This is a genomic window from Pseudomonas sp. MYb541 (assembly GCF_037479595.1).
Taxonomy (GTDB): Bacteria; Pseudomonadota; Gammaproteobacteria; order Pseudomonadales; family Pseudomonadaceae; genus Aquipseudomonas; species Aquipseudomonas canadensis.
In genome coordinates this window covers 88,873-104,453 of sequence record NZ_JBBGYS010000011.1, presented here as the reverse complement: position 1 = coordinate 104,453, position 15,581 = coordinate 88,873, and the positions used below count along the sequence as shown (strand labels likewise).

General features: G+C 54.0%; 17 protein-coding genes. 8 read left to right on the top strand and 9 right to left on the bottom strand.

Annotated elements, in window-relative coordinates:
- Window positions 1-41 precede the first annotated feature (41 nt).
- Complete coding sequence (locus WH299_RS09335; protein ID WP_339550118.1) at window positions 42-1,340, top strand: AAA family ATPase; 1,299 nt, start codon at window positions 42-44, stop codon at window positions 1,338-1,340.
- Window positions 1,340-1,762: a hypothetical protein gene (locus WH299_RS09330; protein ID WP_339550116.1), complete on the top strand. Its 423-nt coding sequence runs from the start codon at window positions 1,340-1,342 to the stop codon at window positions 1,760-1,762. The genes WH299_RS09335 and WH299_RS09330 overlap by 1 nt, the downstream gene beginning before the upstream one ends.
- Before the next feature lie 263 nt (window positions 1,763-2,025).
- Here WH299_RS09330 and WH299_RS09325 read toward each other — a convergent pair whose 3' ends face one another.
- Together WH299_RS09325 and WH299_RS09320 are read right to left on the bottom strand one after the other, a co-directional pair.
- The gene (locus WH299_RS09325) at window positions 2,026-2,256 is read right to left on the bottom strand and encodes a CopG family transcriptional regulator (RefSeq protein ID WP_339550115.1); all 231 of its coding nucleotides are present in this window, start codon (window positions 2,254-2,256) and stop codon (window positions 2,026-2,028) included.
- A gap of 205 nt (window positions 2,257-2,461) precedes the next feature.
- On the bottom strand, window positions 2,462-4,531 hold the full coding sequence (locus WH299_RS09320; protein WP_339550113.1) for a P-loop ATPase, Sll1717 family: 2,070 nt from the start codon (window positions 4,529-4,531) through the stop codon (window positions 2,462-2,464).
- A 464-nt stretch (window positions 4,532-4,995) separates the two neighbouring features.
- On the opposite strand from WH299_RS09320, the gene WH299_RS09315 reads away from it, so the two are divergent.
- Both WH299_RS09315 and WH299_RS09310 read left to right on the top strand, forming a co-directional pair.
- On the top strand, window positions 4,996-5,346 hold the full coding sequence (locus tag WH299_RS09315; RefSeq protein ID WP_339550112.1) for a DUF6124 family protein: 351 nt from the start codon (window positions 4,996-4,998) through the stop codon (window positions 5,344-5,346).
- A 146-nt stretch (window positions 5,347-5,492) separates the two neighbouring features.
- Window positions 5,493-5,714, top strand: coding sequence for a hypothetical protein (locus WH299_RS09310; RefSeq protein ID WP_122725025.1), 222 nt, complete (start codon window positions 5,493-5,495; stop codon window positions 5,712-5,714).
- Between the two features lie 95 nt (window positions 5,715-5,809).
- Here WH299_RS09310 and WH299_RS09305 read toward each other — a convergent pair whose 3' ends face one another.
- Window positions 5,810-6,997, bottom strand: coding sequence for an MFS transporter (locus WH299_RS09305; protein WP_339550111.1), 1,188 nt, complete (start codon window positions 6,995-6,997; stop codon window positions 5,810-5,812).
- Between the two features lie 482 nt (window positions 6,998-7,479).
- Between WH299_RS09305 and mqo the strand changes: the two genes are divergently transcribed.
- Window positions 7,480-9,126 carry a malate dehydrogenase (quinone) gene (mqo, locus tag WH299_RS09300; protein WP_123476286.1) on the top strand — a complete coding sequence of 549 codons (1,647 nt, stop codon included), beginning with the start codon at window positions 7,480-7,482 and terminating at the stop codon, window positions 9,124-9,126.
- Between the two features lie 65 nt (window positions 9,127-9,191).
- Here mqo and WH299_RS09295 read toward each other — a convergent pair whose 3' ends face one another.
- Window positions 9,192-9,863, bottom strand: coding sequence for an NADPH-dependent F420 reductase (locus WH299_RS09295; RefSeq protein WP_028619443.1), 672 nt, complete (start codon window positions 9,861-9,863; stop codon window positions 9,192-9,194).
- 99 nt (window positions 9,864-9,962) lie between these two features.
- Between WH299_RS09295 and WH299_RS09290 the strand changes: the two genes are divergently transcribed.
- Together WH299_RS09290 and WH299_RS09285 are read left to right on the top strand one after the other, a co-directional pair.
- On the top strand, window positions 9,963-10,859 hold the full coding sequence (locus WH299_RS09290; RefSeq protein WP_339550109.1) for a LysR family transcriptional regulator: 897 nt from the start codon (window positions 9,963-9,965) through the stop codon (window positions 10,857-10,859).
- Window positions 10,860-11,036: 177 nt separating this feature from the next.
- Complete coding sequence (locus WH299_RS09285) at window positions 11,037-11,366, top strand: YXWGXW repeat-containing protein (RefSeq protein WP_122686614.1); 330 nt, start codon at window positions 11,037-11,039, stop codon at window positions 11,364-11,366.
- 25 nt (window positions 11,367-11,391) lie between these two features.
- On the opposite strand, the gene WH299_RS09280 is transcribed toward WH299_RS09285, so the two are convergent.
- The 3 genes from WH299_RS09280 to WH299_RS09270 all read right to left on the bottom strand — a co-directional run bounded on the left by WH299_RS09280 (window position 11,392) and on the right by WH299_RS09270 (window position 12,487).
- Entirely contained in the window at window positions 11,392-11,760 is a 369-nt protein-coding gene (locus WH299_RS09280; protein WP_240037317.1) for a hypothetical protein, read from the bottom strand.
- A 77-nt stretch (window positions 11,761-11,837) separates the two neighbouring features.
- Window positions 11,838-12,233 carry a PIN domain-containing protein gene (locus WH299_RS09275; protein ID WP_122725029.1) on the bottom strand — a complete coding sequence of 132 codons (396 nt, stop codon included), beginning with the start codon at window positions 12,231-12,233 and terminating at the stop codon, window positions 11,838-11,840.
- Complete coding sequence (locus WH299_RS09270) at window positions 12,230-12,487, bottom strand: AbrB/MazE/SpoVT family DNA-binding domain-containing protein (protein WP_122725031.1); 258 nt, start codon at window positions 12,485-12,487, stop codon at window positions 12,230-12,232. Before WH299_RS09270 ends, WH299_RS09275 begins: the two co-directional genes overlap by 4 nt.
- 155 nt (window positions 12,488-12,642) lie before the next feature.
- Here WH299_RS09270 and WH299_RS09265 point away from each other — a divergent pair, with 155 nt between their 5' ends.
- Window positions 12,643-13,035 carry a RidA family protein gene (locus WH299_RS09265; RefSeq protein WP_122725033.1) on the top strand — a complete coding sequence of 131 codons (393 nt, stop codon included), beginning with the start codon at window positions 12,643-12,645 and terminating at the stop codon, window positions 13,033-13,035.
- Window position 13,036: 1 nt separating this feature from the next.
- On the opposite strand, the gene ppnN is transcribed toward WH299_RS09265, so the two are convergent.
- Window positions 13,037-14,410 carry a nucleotide 5'-monophosphate nucleosidase PpnN gene (ppnN, locus tag WH299_RS09260; protein ID WP_025856956.1) on the bottom strand — a complete coding sequence of 458 codons (1,374 nt, stop codon included), beginning with the start codon at window positions 14,408-14,410 and terminating at the stop codon, window positions 13,037-13,039.
- A 150-nt stretch (window positions 14,411-14,560) separates the two neighbouring features.
- Window positions 14,561-15,385 carry an aspartyl/asparaginyl beta-hydroxylase domain-containing protein gene (locus tag WH299_RS09255; protein ID WP_339550107.1) on the bottom strand — a complete coding sequence of 275 codons (825 nt, stop codon included), beginning with the start codon at window positions 15,383-15,385 and terminating at the stop codon, window positions 14,561-14,563.
- Window positions 15,386-15,581: the final 196 nt, after the last annotated feature.

Genomic DNA, 15,581 nt, shown 5'->3' with positions numbered 1-15,581 from the left:
CACCTAGCTCATAGGGAATCCACGAAAGGGACGAGTTCGTAATGGAAAAGCTGATAATTGAAGATTTTCTATCTATAAAAAAGGCCGAAGTTAATCTAAAAAGAATTAATATATTTATTGGTCCACAGGCTAAAGGGAAGAGTTTAATATCTAAGCTGATTAGCTATTTTAAAGAGGTTCCTGTAGCGCTGCAGGAGGCCGGCATCGATGAGAAGTCTAAGCGCCAGTTTGATGCTGACTTGAGAGCTAAGTTTGAAAGTATTTTTCCGAGATATGGTTGGGAGAAGTCAAATTTTAATATATCGTATACGTGCGGTAGTTACAGTATTTCGATTTCTCATGGGAAAGTAAATTCCCAGTATAAGTGGTGTGTAAAGTATTCTGAAAGTGTACTAAAGTCCTTGTCTTTGGCTAGAAAAATTTATAAAAAAGCAATGTCCTCAGAGGATGGGGATGGGAAGTATCTTTACAAGATTAGGTCTAACGCTATTAGAGAATTGCGAGATGCGATCGTTTCGTCGCTATATGCGGATGCGCCAGATAAAAAGCTAGAGCAGGTATTTTATATTCCTGCGGGAAGGTCTTTTTTTGCAAATTTGCAAAAAAACGTATTTTCGTTTATATCTTCTAGTATACCGATAGATCATTTTTTAAAAGAGTTTGGTGCAATATACGAAAGAACTCGAGAACGAGGTTTTTTAGAGTTTTCCATATCTAAGCGGCCTAAAAGTGTAGAGAAGATTGTCAACGATTTGATTTGTGGTAGCTATCTTTCTGAGAAAGGGCAGGATTGGATTGTTAGTCCGCAAGGTAGGGTTAATCTTTCAAACTCAAGTTCTGGCCAGCAGGAGGTTCTACCTATGGCCATGGTTCTGTCGACTTGGCCTTATGCTGTAGGGCCTAGCTTTACAAGAAGTTTTATAGTTGAAGAGCCCGAGGCGCACTTGTTTCCTATTGCGCAGGGGCAAATAGTTTCATTAATTGCCTCTGCATATAATGCTCGTGATGGTTTGGGTAGTTACACCATTACTACTCATAGTCCATACATTTTGACGGCTTTTAATAATCTTATTCAGGCTGGTAATGTTTTAGCGAAATCAAGCGAGAAAGAACAGTTTGACAAGTTGTTTAGCGTTGTTCCGCCTGAGCAGGTGGTTAGGTTTCAGGATGTCACTGCCTATTTTGTTGATAAGGGAGTTGTGAAAGAAATAATGGACCACGGAATGAGGTTGATAGACGCAAGTGCGATAGATAATGTCTCCGAACATTTTGCACAGCGCTTTGAGACGTTGATTGATCTTGAAATGGAGTTGGAGCAGCATTCGGAGGGGGCTGAGTAATGACTGCGCACTGCATTGTCCCAACAAAAAATCCAATTTTAACATTTGAAGAACAAAAATCGGTTTTTCAAGTTTTAAATAAAGGGCGCAGAAATCTTGAGCGGCATCAGGTAGATGGGTGTTTGATAGTTGATGGTATTAAATGTGATTGGTTGCTGGTTGATACTGATAGTGGTAGGGAGATATATATAGAGCTAAAAGGGTCTGATATTAAACATGCGGTGGATCAGATTTGTGAAACTATAGGTGCTCTTACTAAGAGTGCAAAAGATGTAAAGTTGGGTTACGTTATTTGCACTAAGTGTCCTCTGGACTCTACTGCGGTCCAGCGATTAAAAAAAGCCGTACTGCTTAGTCATAAGTTAAGGTTGAGAGTCCAAAAGACAATTCATCGTGAGGATATTGAGGCAATGATCGCTTGAGGTTGTGGTTACCGATTGGCTTGATTTTTCCTCTGAGGGAATAAGCTTCTCCGCATTTTTTTGAAGAGTGTTTGCAAAATTCGGAGTAAGTTGTTGTGGCTCATGTTTAGTTGGCGAGGTAAGCGGGACAGATTTATTTTACGCCTAATGATCTGGTTTCAATTTTAAATAAATCCGTCTCGTTTGTTCACTACTTCCATACCATCATGGGGGCAACGGAGAAACGGCGAGATAGGGGATCGGTTTGAAGGGGCATGGGAGACTCAACCTGCATTCAGGCTCCAGCGTCTAGCGCGCATCGTAGCTACTTGGTCATCGATGGCGAATTTGCCTTGATCGGCTTCTTTTACTGCCAGTTCGATCTGATCGGTCAGCTTTTTTTCGTGCTCAAAATAGTCGCGAAGAATGTCCACTGCCTGGTGGGTCGCAGTCTGGTTTTCGGTTTTGAGCAAATGAGTGAGAGAGTCGGGCAGGTCTAAGGATATTCCCGTCATGGTGGCCTCGATGGTGCGAGCTTGTGGGGCATCTTACATCTTAGTGTGTTAGCTTGAATCGTCAGGTCGTCGAGGGTTGTATCTGGAAGTGATTCGTTCGCTGCTCCTCTTTCACCGTGGCGCTGGGATATCATGGTCTGACCCCTATATCTGACCCCTATACACGATGTGTATGTTTTATGGGGGGGTAGATGTCTAGCATGTCTTATCTGGATTTGTGTGTGAGGTACGTACGAATATATAAATCTATTAGCTTGCTAAGTTGTTTGTTCGCTTCGTCGTGTTTTTGTAGGCTACGCATTTTAGATAGGTGGCGTTCAAGAAATTTGTGTGAGATTTTTATGATTATTTTATTGTGGTTGTCATAAATTTCTTTGGCCCATTGAAGTTCGCGATGTTTTTCTAGATTGTCGTTAAAGTCTCTATTTATTATGAAGGCTAATCTCCCGTAGTCTTTGTATAAGTAACCATTTACCTGTCTGTAATCAGTTGCAGTAAGGTCGCGATAGTTTTTTATTTCAAATATAACTTGCCTAGTCTGGTAGTCTGTCAGTATGCGTGACCAGACGCTGGAGTCGGCGAGATTTGTTGCAATAATGTCTCTTTGTTGTAGTGCGTTTTTATTTGGATGTAATTCTATATTTGCTAAGTTGGTTGCGAAAAGTATTTTAACAGCTTTTAAAGCCCAAGCTTCAAAATCTACCGCTCCTGCTGCACCTTCTGGGATTTCACTTAAATCTTTCAATAATGATCCAATACGTTGCTTGCGCTGCTCCTCTGATACAGAACTAACCTCAATATCATACTCGTCGTGAATATCTTCTGCGGCTTGGCTGTCAATATCGAATTCTTGTACACTCAGTGCAAGCCAGTAGCAAGGGTGTATGAGGATTTTTGAGCCTTCTGAAAAGTCTTTTTCTGGCTCTTTTCCATCATGACAAAATACATATGAAGAAGACTGGGAGTTGTATAGGCCAAGAAAACCGATACTGTAAAGACGCTGAATAACTTGGATGGGGCCGTCTAAAAGAAGGACATCTTGCTGCTTTACCTTGCTTTCAAGTGATGGGCTGGTTAATGTTTTTGTTATTATTTTTGCAGCTTCCATTACTTGGTAGTCGGGTTTTTTGTTTGAGAATAGTGAGGTAAATATATCCAGTGCTGGAAATACAGTCTCATACTCTTTAAGTAAGTCGTTTAAGCGATTTTGAGAGATTGTGTTAGCGGTGGCATTTATGTCGTCAATTATAATTTTTTCACGGCCTTGAACGAAGGCACGAAGAAACGCGTCGTTGAGTAATACAAGTATGTCCCGTGGTCTGTATAGTGTAAGTTTCAGTGCTTCCCGAAATCCGGTGTTCGACTGAAGAGTGCTTGCAGTATATGCATTCCATAATCGAGTATTATTTTCGATTTTTGAGTCGAATGCTGATCGAATTCTATTGCATACTAGATTGAAAAGATTGTATTCGTCCCAGTGTAGCCTCAGCACCTGTCCTTCAATATTTCTCGTAAAGTCCGGATCCATTTTTGATATTGCTCGATGAATATTATCCCTCACAAAAGCAAAGGCTATAACTTTTTCCTTTAAAGTTTGTTTTATATCTATTATTGATTGAATGAAGCCGTCGACGATTGCTACACCTAAGTCGTCCGGAGTGTATCCTTCATCTAGTTTGTCAGCGAAAATTACGAATTGAAATTTATTTTTATTAAGTGATTCTAGTATTGCATCCTCTAGATCATCTAATTCAAATGCATCTGACAGTTCTGATATTCGACGGGCGGGAGTATGGTCCTTGGTATGATCCAAAATACTAAGTAATTTTTTTCTTATTTTGCCGCTTATGTTTTGCCGCTTTGTCCCCCAAAGGGTTAGGTGTTTTAGTGCTGTAGGACAAGTTAAATTACTTTGTAGTTTGTAGTGGCTGCTGATCTCGGAAAGAACTTCCATATAGATTGCGTAGCGCCAAGCTAGCTTGGCCCCAGCCTTGATGTGAAGGTAGTTTTCGCCGAATAGAGATACAATATCTCTTAATCCAATTATTTGTTCTTCTACAGGCGTAATGGTCAGTGCGTGAGTTTTAGGCTTGCTGTGCCAATGTTTCGAAAGCATGTAGACAAGCGCGCTTTTTCCTGTCCCGCGACGACCAACCACTATGCATCTATCGTGTGATTCTAATAAGGACTTATAATCGGTAGTTGGCCAAAAAGATGCTTCGAGCATTTTTGCATCATGTTCTGCACGAATATCTCCAAGAATATTCCCTTTCATCGAATCTTCCTTGTCAGTGATATTTTTCGAATTTAGCACGGACTTGAAGCCTCCGTCAGGAATGCTTTGGATAGATGACCAGTTAATAGATCAAAATAGGCAATCATGATTTCACTTAGGTTACGTCTGTGCCTACCTTCGGTACATTAAGGCCAGATTACGAAAATCTCTGGGATATTTCCCACGCTTTTCTCAGCTTGCCCCTCAGACCTCCCATAGCTAACCTCCTCAAACCGCTGCCAACGCAGCGGCCGGATGTGGAAGTCCGCCAAGCTGAAGGCGCTCAATCGCCCATAAACACCTACCGGCGTTTTTTTTCGTCTGTATGATTGCTTATGGCGGCTGTGCGCGGGGCACTTCGGTGCGCCGGGTCCTTTAGCCCTGGTCTTCCACACCTGCGTACAGCTGCCACCCTCATGTGGAAGTGAGATAGGCAGTTCCTGAAACGCTAAAGGAGCTTCGCCATGTACAAAGTCACACCTAACCCGCCAGACGCTTCAAACGCTGCACCTGTCGATACCCGGTTTCAAGCTGCCGCCCAACGCGCTATTCATCACTACCTGCCCCAACCTGACGCCGCTACCACCAACGAAAAGCCAAGCAGTAACCTGTTCTCCGTCAGCCCCAACATCGACACCGAAATCCTCCTGGCCAACGCCGCCGAAAACCTCGCATCCGCGAACCAAATGGCCGCCACCCTGGCTTTTGATCTCGAAGACCCGCATCGCGCCATCGTCCTTGGCATCCAACAACTCATCGACCTGAGCGCTTTACTCGTCAACCGAGCCCAGGAACACGTCGCACCTGCCGCCTGACACCCAACCCCGCCGCCTTACCCCAAGGCGGCAACCTGAACCCATCCTGTCACGCCGCAAAGTTTCATCATTCCCGGCGCTTTTGAGGCCTACGATCCTCTCCAAGAGAGGACCTCCACGCCTCCCGTCCACAGGGAACTGAAAACATGATCTCGAACCTCGTTAAAGTCGTGATGATTGCTGGCACGTTGCTGTTGAGTGCCTGTTCGTCGGGTTCTTCCGGCGTGAGCAGCGACCCTTGTTTTTCAGGCGGATGCCAGGCGTTTGGTGACCATACCCCCAGCAAAACCGCCAAGATGAATTTTGGCGGCAGTGGGCTGGGAAGTAGTTATGGGGAGTATGGGTCGGGGTTGTTGCATGATGATTGATGGGGTGGTGGGGCCGTCAGAGGTGTGTTGACTGGCCCGCCGCCATCGGGGGCAAGCCCCCTCCCACATTGGAACTTAAGTTGGGGCGGGAAATGTCAGTGGCCGCCCTTCATCCGCCGGGCGATGAGGTAGATGCCCAGGCCGACCAACGCGGTAGCGGCGCCAATGTAGCCGGTGCTCGTCCACCCATACCCCGCCGTAATCGCCATCCCACCCAACCACGGGCCCAGCGCATTTGCCAGGTTAAACGCCGCATGGTTGGAGGCCGCCGCCAAACTCGGCGCTTCATGGGCAATATCCATCAGGCGGATTTGCAGCGGCGCAGCCATGGCAATCATGGTGCCGACCAGGCCAATGCCCAGCAGCACGCTCCACAGTGAGCTGGCAGCGAAGGTGAAGAAGATCAGCACGGCCATCGACCACACCATAATCCAGCCCACCGCCCGAAATTTCAGGCGGTCGAACAACTTGCCGCCCGCAATGTTGCCGATAATCCCGCCGACACCGAACGCCGCCAGACCAAACGGAATCCACTGTGGCGACACTTTGGTCACTTCCAGCATGGTCGGCGCCAAATAGCTGAACACGCAGAACATCCCGGCAAACCCAATGGCGCCGATGGACAGCGCCATCCACACCTGCGGTTTGGTGAACGCACGCAATTCCTTGCGCGGGTCGCTGCGCGGTTCGTCGTGGCGATCCGGCACGAACTGCCAGACTAGGGCAATGGTGCACAAGGCAATCACGCTGACCAGTGCAAACGCCGAGCGCCAGCCCAGGTGTTGGCCGAGGAAGGTGGCGATGGGGTTGCCGAGCAGCATGGCCAGGGTCAGGCCCATCATCACGCGGGCTACGGCGCCTGCGCGTTTGTCGTTGGGCACCATGCTGGAGGCCACGACTGCGGCGATGCCGAAGTAGGCGCCGTGGGGCAGGCCGCTGATGAAGCGGAAGGCCACCAGTGAGCCGAAGGTCGGGGTGAAGGCGGTGGCCAGGTTGCCCAAGGCGTACAGGCCCATCAGCAGCAACAACATGTGTTTGCGTAGCAGCTTGGCGCCAAGAATGGCCAGCAGTGGCGCGCCCACCATCACGCCCAGGGCGTAGGCGCTGATGGCGTGGCCGACCTGAGGCTCACTGAGGTTCAGGTTCTGCGCGATGTCGGGCATCAGCCCCATGATGGCAAATTCGCCAGTACCGATCGCGAAGGCGCCCACGGCCATGGCCGCTTCCATTTTGGCGGCGCTGCGCGCAGGCAGCACGTGCCCGGGTGTTTGCTGGATAGTCATGGGTAACTCTATTGGGATGGATTGCACGAAGGAGAGCCGCCGATGCTACGCAAGCAGCGACAAAGGTGTCTAGAACAGCCTTTTGCGTGAGAGTTCCTGGCCTGTGACCCCACGTCGCGCCTGCCAGGCTTGACATCGACGTGTTAAAAGCCGCGATTTAGAGCTGTCAATTGGCCAAACGGCGCATAAACGCTGTTTGCCGTGATATTCTGCGCGCCGTCTTGGTCTAGTCTCTCTCTGGTGCGTACATCCGTATACGTCCCAGCGATTGGCTGTCGCCCAGGTAGCTGAAGCCAATAATGATAAGAAGTCAGCGCAGAAGGGACATAAAAGTGAGGTCGATACGTCGGCCTTGTGTGCCCACCCTGCGGTCCCCGAGTGAATGTGCAAACCCCGCGGTGCGTTGCCTGGCGCAGCGTGATGGAGGGTTGCCCATGATCAGGGACGGTAGGGCGGATGGCGTTTTATCATAGGTGCTACTGATGTTTAAAAAAGTAAACACTGCCCTGCTGGGGCTGGCTTTGTCGCTGGGGATCAGCTCCGTTCACGCGGAAGAGGCAAAGAAAGTCGATGTGCTGCTGATTGGCGGCGGCATCATGAGTGCGACCCTGGGTGTCTGGCTCAATGAGCTGGAGCCGGGCTGGTCGATGGAGATGGTCGAGCGCCTCGATGGCGTGGCCGAAGAAAGCTCCAACGGCTGGAACAACGCCGGTACTGGTCACTCGGCCCTGGCCGAGCTGAACTACACCCCGGAAGACAAGAACGGCAACGTTGAGATCCCGAAAGCGGTCGAGATCAACGAAGCGTTCCAGATTTCCCGTCAATTCTGGTCCTGGCAGGTCCGCCAGGGTGTGCTGAAGGACCCGCGTTCGTTCATCAACACCACACCGCACATGAGCTTCGTGTGGGGCGATGACAACATCAAGTTCCTGAAAAAACGCTACGAAGCCCTGAAGGCCAGCCCGCTGTTCGCTGGCATGCAGTACTCCGAAGACCCGGCGCAGATCGCCAAGTGGGTTCCGCTGATGATGGAAGGGCGTGACCCGAACCAGAAAATCGCGGCCACCTGGAGCCCGCTGGGGACCGACATGAACTTCGGCGAGATCACCCGCCAGTTCGTCGCTCACCTGCAGACCACGCCTAAGTTCGACCTGAAACTGTCGAGCGAAGTGCAGGACATCACCAAGAACGCCGACGGTTCGTGGCGTGTGAGCTACAAAAACCTGAAAGACGGCACCAAGACCGAAACCGACGCCAAGTTCGTGTTCATCGGCGCCGGCGGCGGTGCACTGCACCTGCTGCAGAAGTCGGGCATTCCTGAAGCCAAGGAATACGCTGGCTTCCCGGTAGGTGGTTCGTTCCTGGTGACCGATAACCCAACCGTTGCCGAGCAACACCTGGCCAAGGCCTACGGCAAGGCTTCGGTTGGCGCGCCACCGATGTCGGTTCCGCACCTGGACACCCGCGTGCTGGATGGTAAGCGCGTGATCCTGTTTGGCCCATTCGCGACCTTCTCGACCAAGTTCCTGAAAGAAGGCTCGTACCTGGACCTGCTGACCAGCACCACCACCCACAACATCTGGCCAATGACCAAAGTCGGTATTCGTGAATACCCACTGGTCGAGTACCTTGCCGGCCAACTGATGCTGTCGGACGACGACCGCTTCAAGGCGCTGCAAGAGTACTTCCCGAACGCCAAGCAATCCGACTGGCGCCTGTGGCAAGCCGGTCAGCGCGTGCAGATCATCAAGCGTGACGAGGAGCAGGGCGGTGTCCTGAAACTCGGCACTGAAGTGGTCAGCTCCGCCGACAACACCATCGCGGGCCTGTTGGGTGCATCGCCGGGCGCGTCCACCGCGGCTCCGATCATGCTGACCGTGCTGCAGAAAGTCTTCAAGGACAAGGTCGCGACCCCTGAGTGGCAGACCAAACTGCACCAGATCGTACCGAGCTACGGCACCAAGCTGAACGACAGCCCTGAAGCAGTTGCGAAGGAATGGGCCTACACCGCCGAAGTCCTGCAACTGCCTACGCCGCCTGTGATTCCGCAAATGGCTGCACCCAAGGCCACCGAGGCTGCCAAGCCCTCGGCTGAGCCGAGCAAGCCGGCGTCTGATCTGGCGCTGTAAGCCAGGCTGATGCACAAAGCCCGCTGAACCGGTAACGGTCAGCGGGCTTTTTTGTGGGACGGTGTTTAAGCGCGGGTGTGCTCGCGGTCGACCGGCGGCAGTTCGACCGTACGCTCGGCCGCGGCCAGGGCCGCCTTCAGCCCGGGCTGGTCCAGCGGCACGCAATACGCGGGCTTGGCCCGCTCGAACCGCCAGCTTTCATCCAGGCTGCCGGCATCGACGGCGTCAAAGCCCAGCTCGTCGAGCAGGGTGATCACCTGCGCTTTGGCGACAGCGTCGTCGCCGGCCACCGGCAATGCGCGACGGTCAGGTGCGCCGTGGGGGCGAGCATGATCGGTAATGTCCGCGGCGAAAATCGCGTTGAACACTTTGATCACCTTTGAGTGGGTGAAGTGTTCGGCGAGCAGTCGGCTGGTGGTGGTTTCAAATCGATCCAGCGCGGGGAAATGACCATCGCGCTCCGGGTAGTAGTTGTTGGCGTCGAGCAAGGTCTTGCCTGCCAGCCACTGCGCCGGGACTTTTCGGTAGTGTTCAAACGGAATCGCCACCAGCACCACGTCACCAAACTGTGCGGCATCTTCTGCGCTGCCCACTTTGACGCCGCGTATGCCACTTACCACGCTGCTCATGGTCTGCGGGCCGCGAGAGTTGCTCAACATCACTTCATGCCCGGCCGCCAGTGCCCGCTGTGCCACGGCGCGCCCGATAAAACCGGCTCCAATCACGCCAATCTTCATGGTCTTGCTCCTGATAAAGGGGGAAGCCGCTATGATGATTGGCAACCAAATGGCGATAAATAAGCACTATGGCGTGGGTGTTGTTACTGGGAGTAGGGAATGATGGACCGTCTATCGAGCATGAATGCCTTTGTGATCGCCGCCGAGTTGGGCTCCTACGCTCGCGCCGCCGAGCGTTTGCACATGTCGGCGCAAATGGTGGCCAAACACGTTGCCGCGCTGGAGCAGCGCCTCGGTGCGCGGTTACTCAATCGCACCACGCGCAGGCAGAGCCTCACGGAGTTGGGGAGCGCGTACTACGAACGTTGCAAACATATCCTTACGGAGGCCGAAGCTGCGGACTCGCTGGCGCAAATCATGAATGACACACCGCGTGGCAAGCTGAAGATCACCGCGCCTGTGACCTTCGGTTCCTACAGCCTGATGCCACTGATTACTGCATTCCTGCGCGATAACCCGGACGTGGAAATCGACCTGCACCTGACGGATCGCTTCGTCGACCTGGTGGAAGAGGGCTATGAAGCAGCCTTCCGGATCGGTCCATTGGCGACCACCGGCCTGACAGCCCGGCCACTGGCGCCTTATCGCCTGGTGGTCTGTGCTTCGCCTGCGTACCTGGCTGCGCGGGGTACGCCGCAGGTGCCGGCAGACCTGGAACGTCACGAATGCCTGGGCTATGCCTTCTGGTCACGCCCGGCGGACCGCGAGTGGATATTTCATCAAGGCTCGACGCTGTACAGCGTACAGGTGACCAGTCGTCTGCAGATCAACGAAAGCCGGGCATTGATGTCGGCGGCGCTGGACGGTTTTGGCATGGTTCTCGGCCCCCAGGATTTTTTGCGTACGGCAATGGCCCGCGGTGAGTTGGTGCAGGTGCTGCCGGACTTTGATGCACCGAGCCGGCCAATGCATCTGGTCTACACCGCAAATCGGCAGCGCACCGCCAAGTTGCGGCGATTTGTCGAGGCAGTGCTGGCGCGTTTCGGTCCGGTTTGAGCATTCAAGTACCCGACGAGCCTTTCGTCTACCTCATGAGCGCAACGCCCTCAGGTTCAGCAACCTGACAGACGCCACCTGTTAAAAATACTCCAGAGCCAAGCAGGAGCGAGGCTGCAACAAGGGGGCATTTTCTAGCGGTGCAGGTACTGGGCGTCAGCGTCCGAGGGTTTTTCTATGTGGCTACGTTATGGGGCATTGGCGGCCATGGTCGTCGCGGCATCCGGGTGTGTTCAAGAGCGCATCGTGCATGAGCGCAGGCCGGTGCAACATGAGTATGTGGAAGTCATCGCGCCGCAACCGCCGCCGGTGCAAGTGATCGAAGTCGAGCCACCCGTACGCTACGGCTATATATGGTCGCGTGGTTATTGGCGCTGGGACGGCGGGCGATATGTGGCTGTACATGGTCACTGGGAGCCGGTACGCGAAGGCTATCGCTACGTGCATCCGCATTGGGTGCAGCGTAATGACGGGTATCACTGGCAAGGTGGTGGCTGGGTTCGCTGAGCCCAGGTTTCATTGGCAAGTAGCGTTAGATCGGCTTGTGGGTACCCAGCAGCCGAACCTCTCGCAACAATGCGGCACCGAGTTGGTCGGTGCCCAGTTCCCGGTAGCCCACGGCCTTGACCTCGCCGTTCTCCTCCGCCTGGATGAGGATAACCGGGGTTTCCTTGCCGGTGGCTTCGTCGATGTGCAGCGCGTATTGCGGAATATCCAGCTTGATCGGCGTGCCCGCGGCCTGGCCTTTCACGTTGATCAGGAACGCCGCGCAGCCCGCGTCGACGTCCATGCTGGTGGCGGAACGACCACTGACGAAGCAGGTTTTTGGCAGGTCGGGCCAGGTGACTGTGTCGGCGATGGCCATGCCGGAGGCCATCGCCAAGGTCGCGAGAAGGAGCATGCGCACGTTGATCGTTCTCTTGATGAAGGTTGAGCGCGATTTTTACCAAAGCCTGAAGGACGTCGCAACGGCAAGCCTCAGACCAGACGTTGCATGCCTACCGTCTTGGCAGCGTTCAGATCAAAAGTGGCCGTGTATTGGCAGCCTGCAGCATGGCCACAGCGTTCTATCAAGCAGTCCGCGAAATCGGCCTTGCTGGCGGTGAATCGTCGCAGTGCCTGCCAGATGATCTCAGCGTGCTCGATGGTCAGTTCTCGGGTGCGTAGCAGCGTTTCGAGAACGGTCACCACATCACGCTTGGCAGACTGATAACAACTTTGCAGAACCCATACCAACTCCACCACGGAAACCAGGCTGACAAAGCCCGGTGCAAAGGCGGTGAGCGACTCAATCAACTCAGATGCCTTGGGCGATTGGACGGGATCATCCTGGGTGACATAGCGCACCAGCACATTGGTATCCAGCCCAATCATCCCGCTTTCGCCCCTTGTGCCGCGATGGCACGGTTCATCTCATCCAGCGAGACGGCCTTGGCAGGTTTTCGGATCAGGCCCTTGAGGTCGTGTACGGTTTTGCTGGCGACAATCATGGAAAATTTACCGTCTTCCATTTCGACAAATTCAACGCGATCGCCTGTCTCCAGGCCCAGGGCGGTTCTGACCTGGACGGGAATGGTGATTTGCCCTTTTGAAGTAAGCGTGGCGGTGGCCATAGTGAAGATCTCCATCGTGATGCTCCTTACCTTAGGGTAAGGAATTATGGAGGACAAGATCCGTTGGTCCATAGGTTGCTCTTCTGGTGTGAGTTGATCGGAACAGGTAAAAAGATAGCCCGAGTTATGCCTCGGGCACGTCCGAAAACGCCCGCAAAGAGATACAGCATATGACCGACCGCCACCTCATCATCCCCCCCGCCATGCAGCCCATCGTTGAACGCGCCGGCTACGTTCCCGCCGTCAAGGTCGGCAAGACGTTGTACTGCGCAGGGCAGGTCGGGCGTACGGCGGAATTGGCGGTGATCGAAGACCCAGAGGCGCAATTCATCGCGGCCTGGGAGAACCTGAGGCAGGTCCTAGAGGAGGGTGGCTGCACCTTCGACGACGTGGTGGACATGACCACCTACCACGTCAACATGAGCCAGCACATGGCGGTTTTCCGTGACGTGAAAAACCGCCTGTTCCCACGCGGGCATTGCGCCTGGACCACCATTGGGGTATCCGAACTGGCGCACCCCGGCCTGCTGGTGGAAATCAAATGTGTGGCGGTGCAGCGCTGACTTATTGCACCACGCGATAGCACGGCACATACGCCGCTCCGCCTGGCAATTTCATGCGGTGCTGGGCGACAAACGCCTGTAGCAGCTCGTCCAGCGGCTTCATGATGGCCGGATCGCCGTGGATTTCGTACGGGCCGTTCTGCTCGATCAGGCGGATGCCTTTGTCCTTCACGTTACCCGCCACGATCCCGGAGAACGCACGGCGCAAGTTGGCGGCGAGTTCGTGGGGCGGCAGTGCGTGGCTCAGTTGCAGGCTGGCCATGTTCTCGTGAGTCGGGTCGAACGGGCGCTGGAAGCCTTCGTCGATCTTCAGCAGCCAGTTGAAGTGGAAGGCGTCGTTGCGCTCGCGACGGAACTGCTTCACCGCCTTGAGGCCGGCGGTCATCTGGCGCGCCACTTCGGCGGGGTCGTCGATGATGATCTGGTAGTGCGCCTGCGCCGCTTCGCCTAGGGTGGCGCCGACGAATGCGTGCAACTGCTGCAGGTACGGCGCTGCGTGTTTCGGCCCGGTGAGGATGACTGGGAACGGCAGGTCGCGGTTGTCCGGGTGCATCAGGATGCCCAGCAGGTACAGGAACTCTTCGGCCGTGCCGGCGCCGCCTGGGAAAATGATGATGCCATGGCCTACACGCACGAAGGCTTCCAGGCGTTTTTCGATGTCCGGCAGGATCACCAGCTCATTGACGATCGGGTTCGGCGCTTCGGCAGCGATGATGCCCGGCTCGGTCAGGCCCAAGTAGCGCCCGCCGGTAATGCGTTGCTTGGCGTGGGAAATGGTCGCGCCTTTCATAGGCCCTTTCATTACGCCAGGGCCGCAGCCCGTGCACACGTCGAGGCTGCGCAGCCCCAGTTCATGGCCGACCTTCTTGGTGTATTTGTATTCTTCGGTATTGATCGAGTGCCCGCCCCAGCACACCACGATCTTCGGCTCGACACCCGGGCGCAGCGTACGGGCGTTGCGCAGCAGGTGGAACACGTAGTCGGTGATGCCCTGGGAGTTGCTCAGGTCGATGCGCTGGCTGTCCAACTCGTTTTCGGTGTAGACGATGTCGCGCAGGGCGCTGAACAGCATTTCACGGGTGCTGGCGATCATCTCGCCATCGACGAAGGCATCGGCGGGTGCGTTCAGCAGTTCCAGGCGCACACCGCGGTCTTGCTGATGGATGCGCACTTCAAAGTCTTTGTAGGCGTCGAGGATGGTCTTGGCGTTGTCGATATGCGCGCCGGTGTTGAGGATCGCCAGGGCGCACTGGCGGAACAGGGTGTAGATGCTGCCGGTACCGGCTTCGCTCAGTTGCTGTACTTCACGCTGGGACAGGGTTTCGAGGCTGCCCTTGGGGCTGACGGAGGCATTGATGACTTGACGTTGGGGCATTCTGATTCCTTGAAAGCGCAGCCACCGCACCCGCGATGGGCTGCGATGGCTTGAGAATGATGGGCGCCGAATTCGGTCGCACGAGACGGATATTTACCTCAGGCGCAGGGCCGAGCGCAAACACCGTCCAGCACCATCATGCCGCAGAACTCACTGAATCAGCTTCCAGTTTTTGTAGAAAACCCGACGCAGGGTAAAGGCCAGACTGGCAAACCCAGCGATCACGGCGTTGAGAACCAGGGGCACCGGGGTCGGCCGCACGATATCGATAAACAGGCAGTAACGCTTGGCATCATTTTTGTTGAAAGACGCGTGCATCAGCGTGTCATCGAAAATAAACAGCGGGTCGTCATGCCAGTAGTGCTTGTGCTTGCCCACCTGGATGTAGACGCCCTCATGATGGGGCGCCGGAGCCATGTTGTAGAGCACGCGGAACATCATGCGCAGGGGGCCGAAGTGAAAGGAGGTGGAGCGGTTTTCATTGAATACCGACACACCGATGGTCTTCACGAACGGTAGTTTTTTGCGCAGCTGCGGGATGTCGAGCGTGGTCTCGATGGGTTGGCCATACCACTGGAAAAACAACATGCCGCGCTTCTTCTCGGCCATGCGTGCGTCCAGGTAACCGATAATTTCGTCCTTGTGGGCCATGGCGTCATCGAGCACCTGTTGCAGGTCTGCACGCCAGGCAGGCGGCAGGTCGTTCATCCTGTAAACGTGTCGGTTACGCGAACTCAACAGGTCGAACAGGGTGTTGAACGGTGCCAGCAGCCAGGTGTTGCGGCCACTGCCAATAAAGTACTTCTTGGCGGTGGGCGCGTCATACAGACCATTACGCAGGAAGTCGTAAATGCCGCAGATCACGACCAGTCCGAGAAATACCAAGGTGGTTTCGGGGAAAATATCCATAACCAGCAGCACGCCGAATACCCAGGCGACCGATACCGCTTTTTTACGCAAAGCAGGCTTATTCATGTAACTCAGCTCCAGCAGGACGCCATTCGACAGGTCCGGATCCCTGGCTGCGAGTGGTAGGGGTTTTGAAACATGTTGAAACAACTACGTCATGATAAGGCGTTCGGCGCTGGATAGGCGTTTTAAATATTGCGAAATTGTGAAGGCTTTACACAGTTTTTAACCCTTGTAGCGCTGAGTGGATTGGATTTTGTAA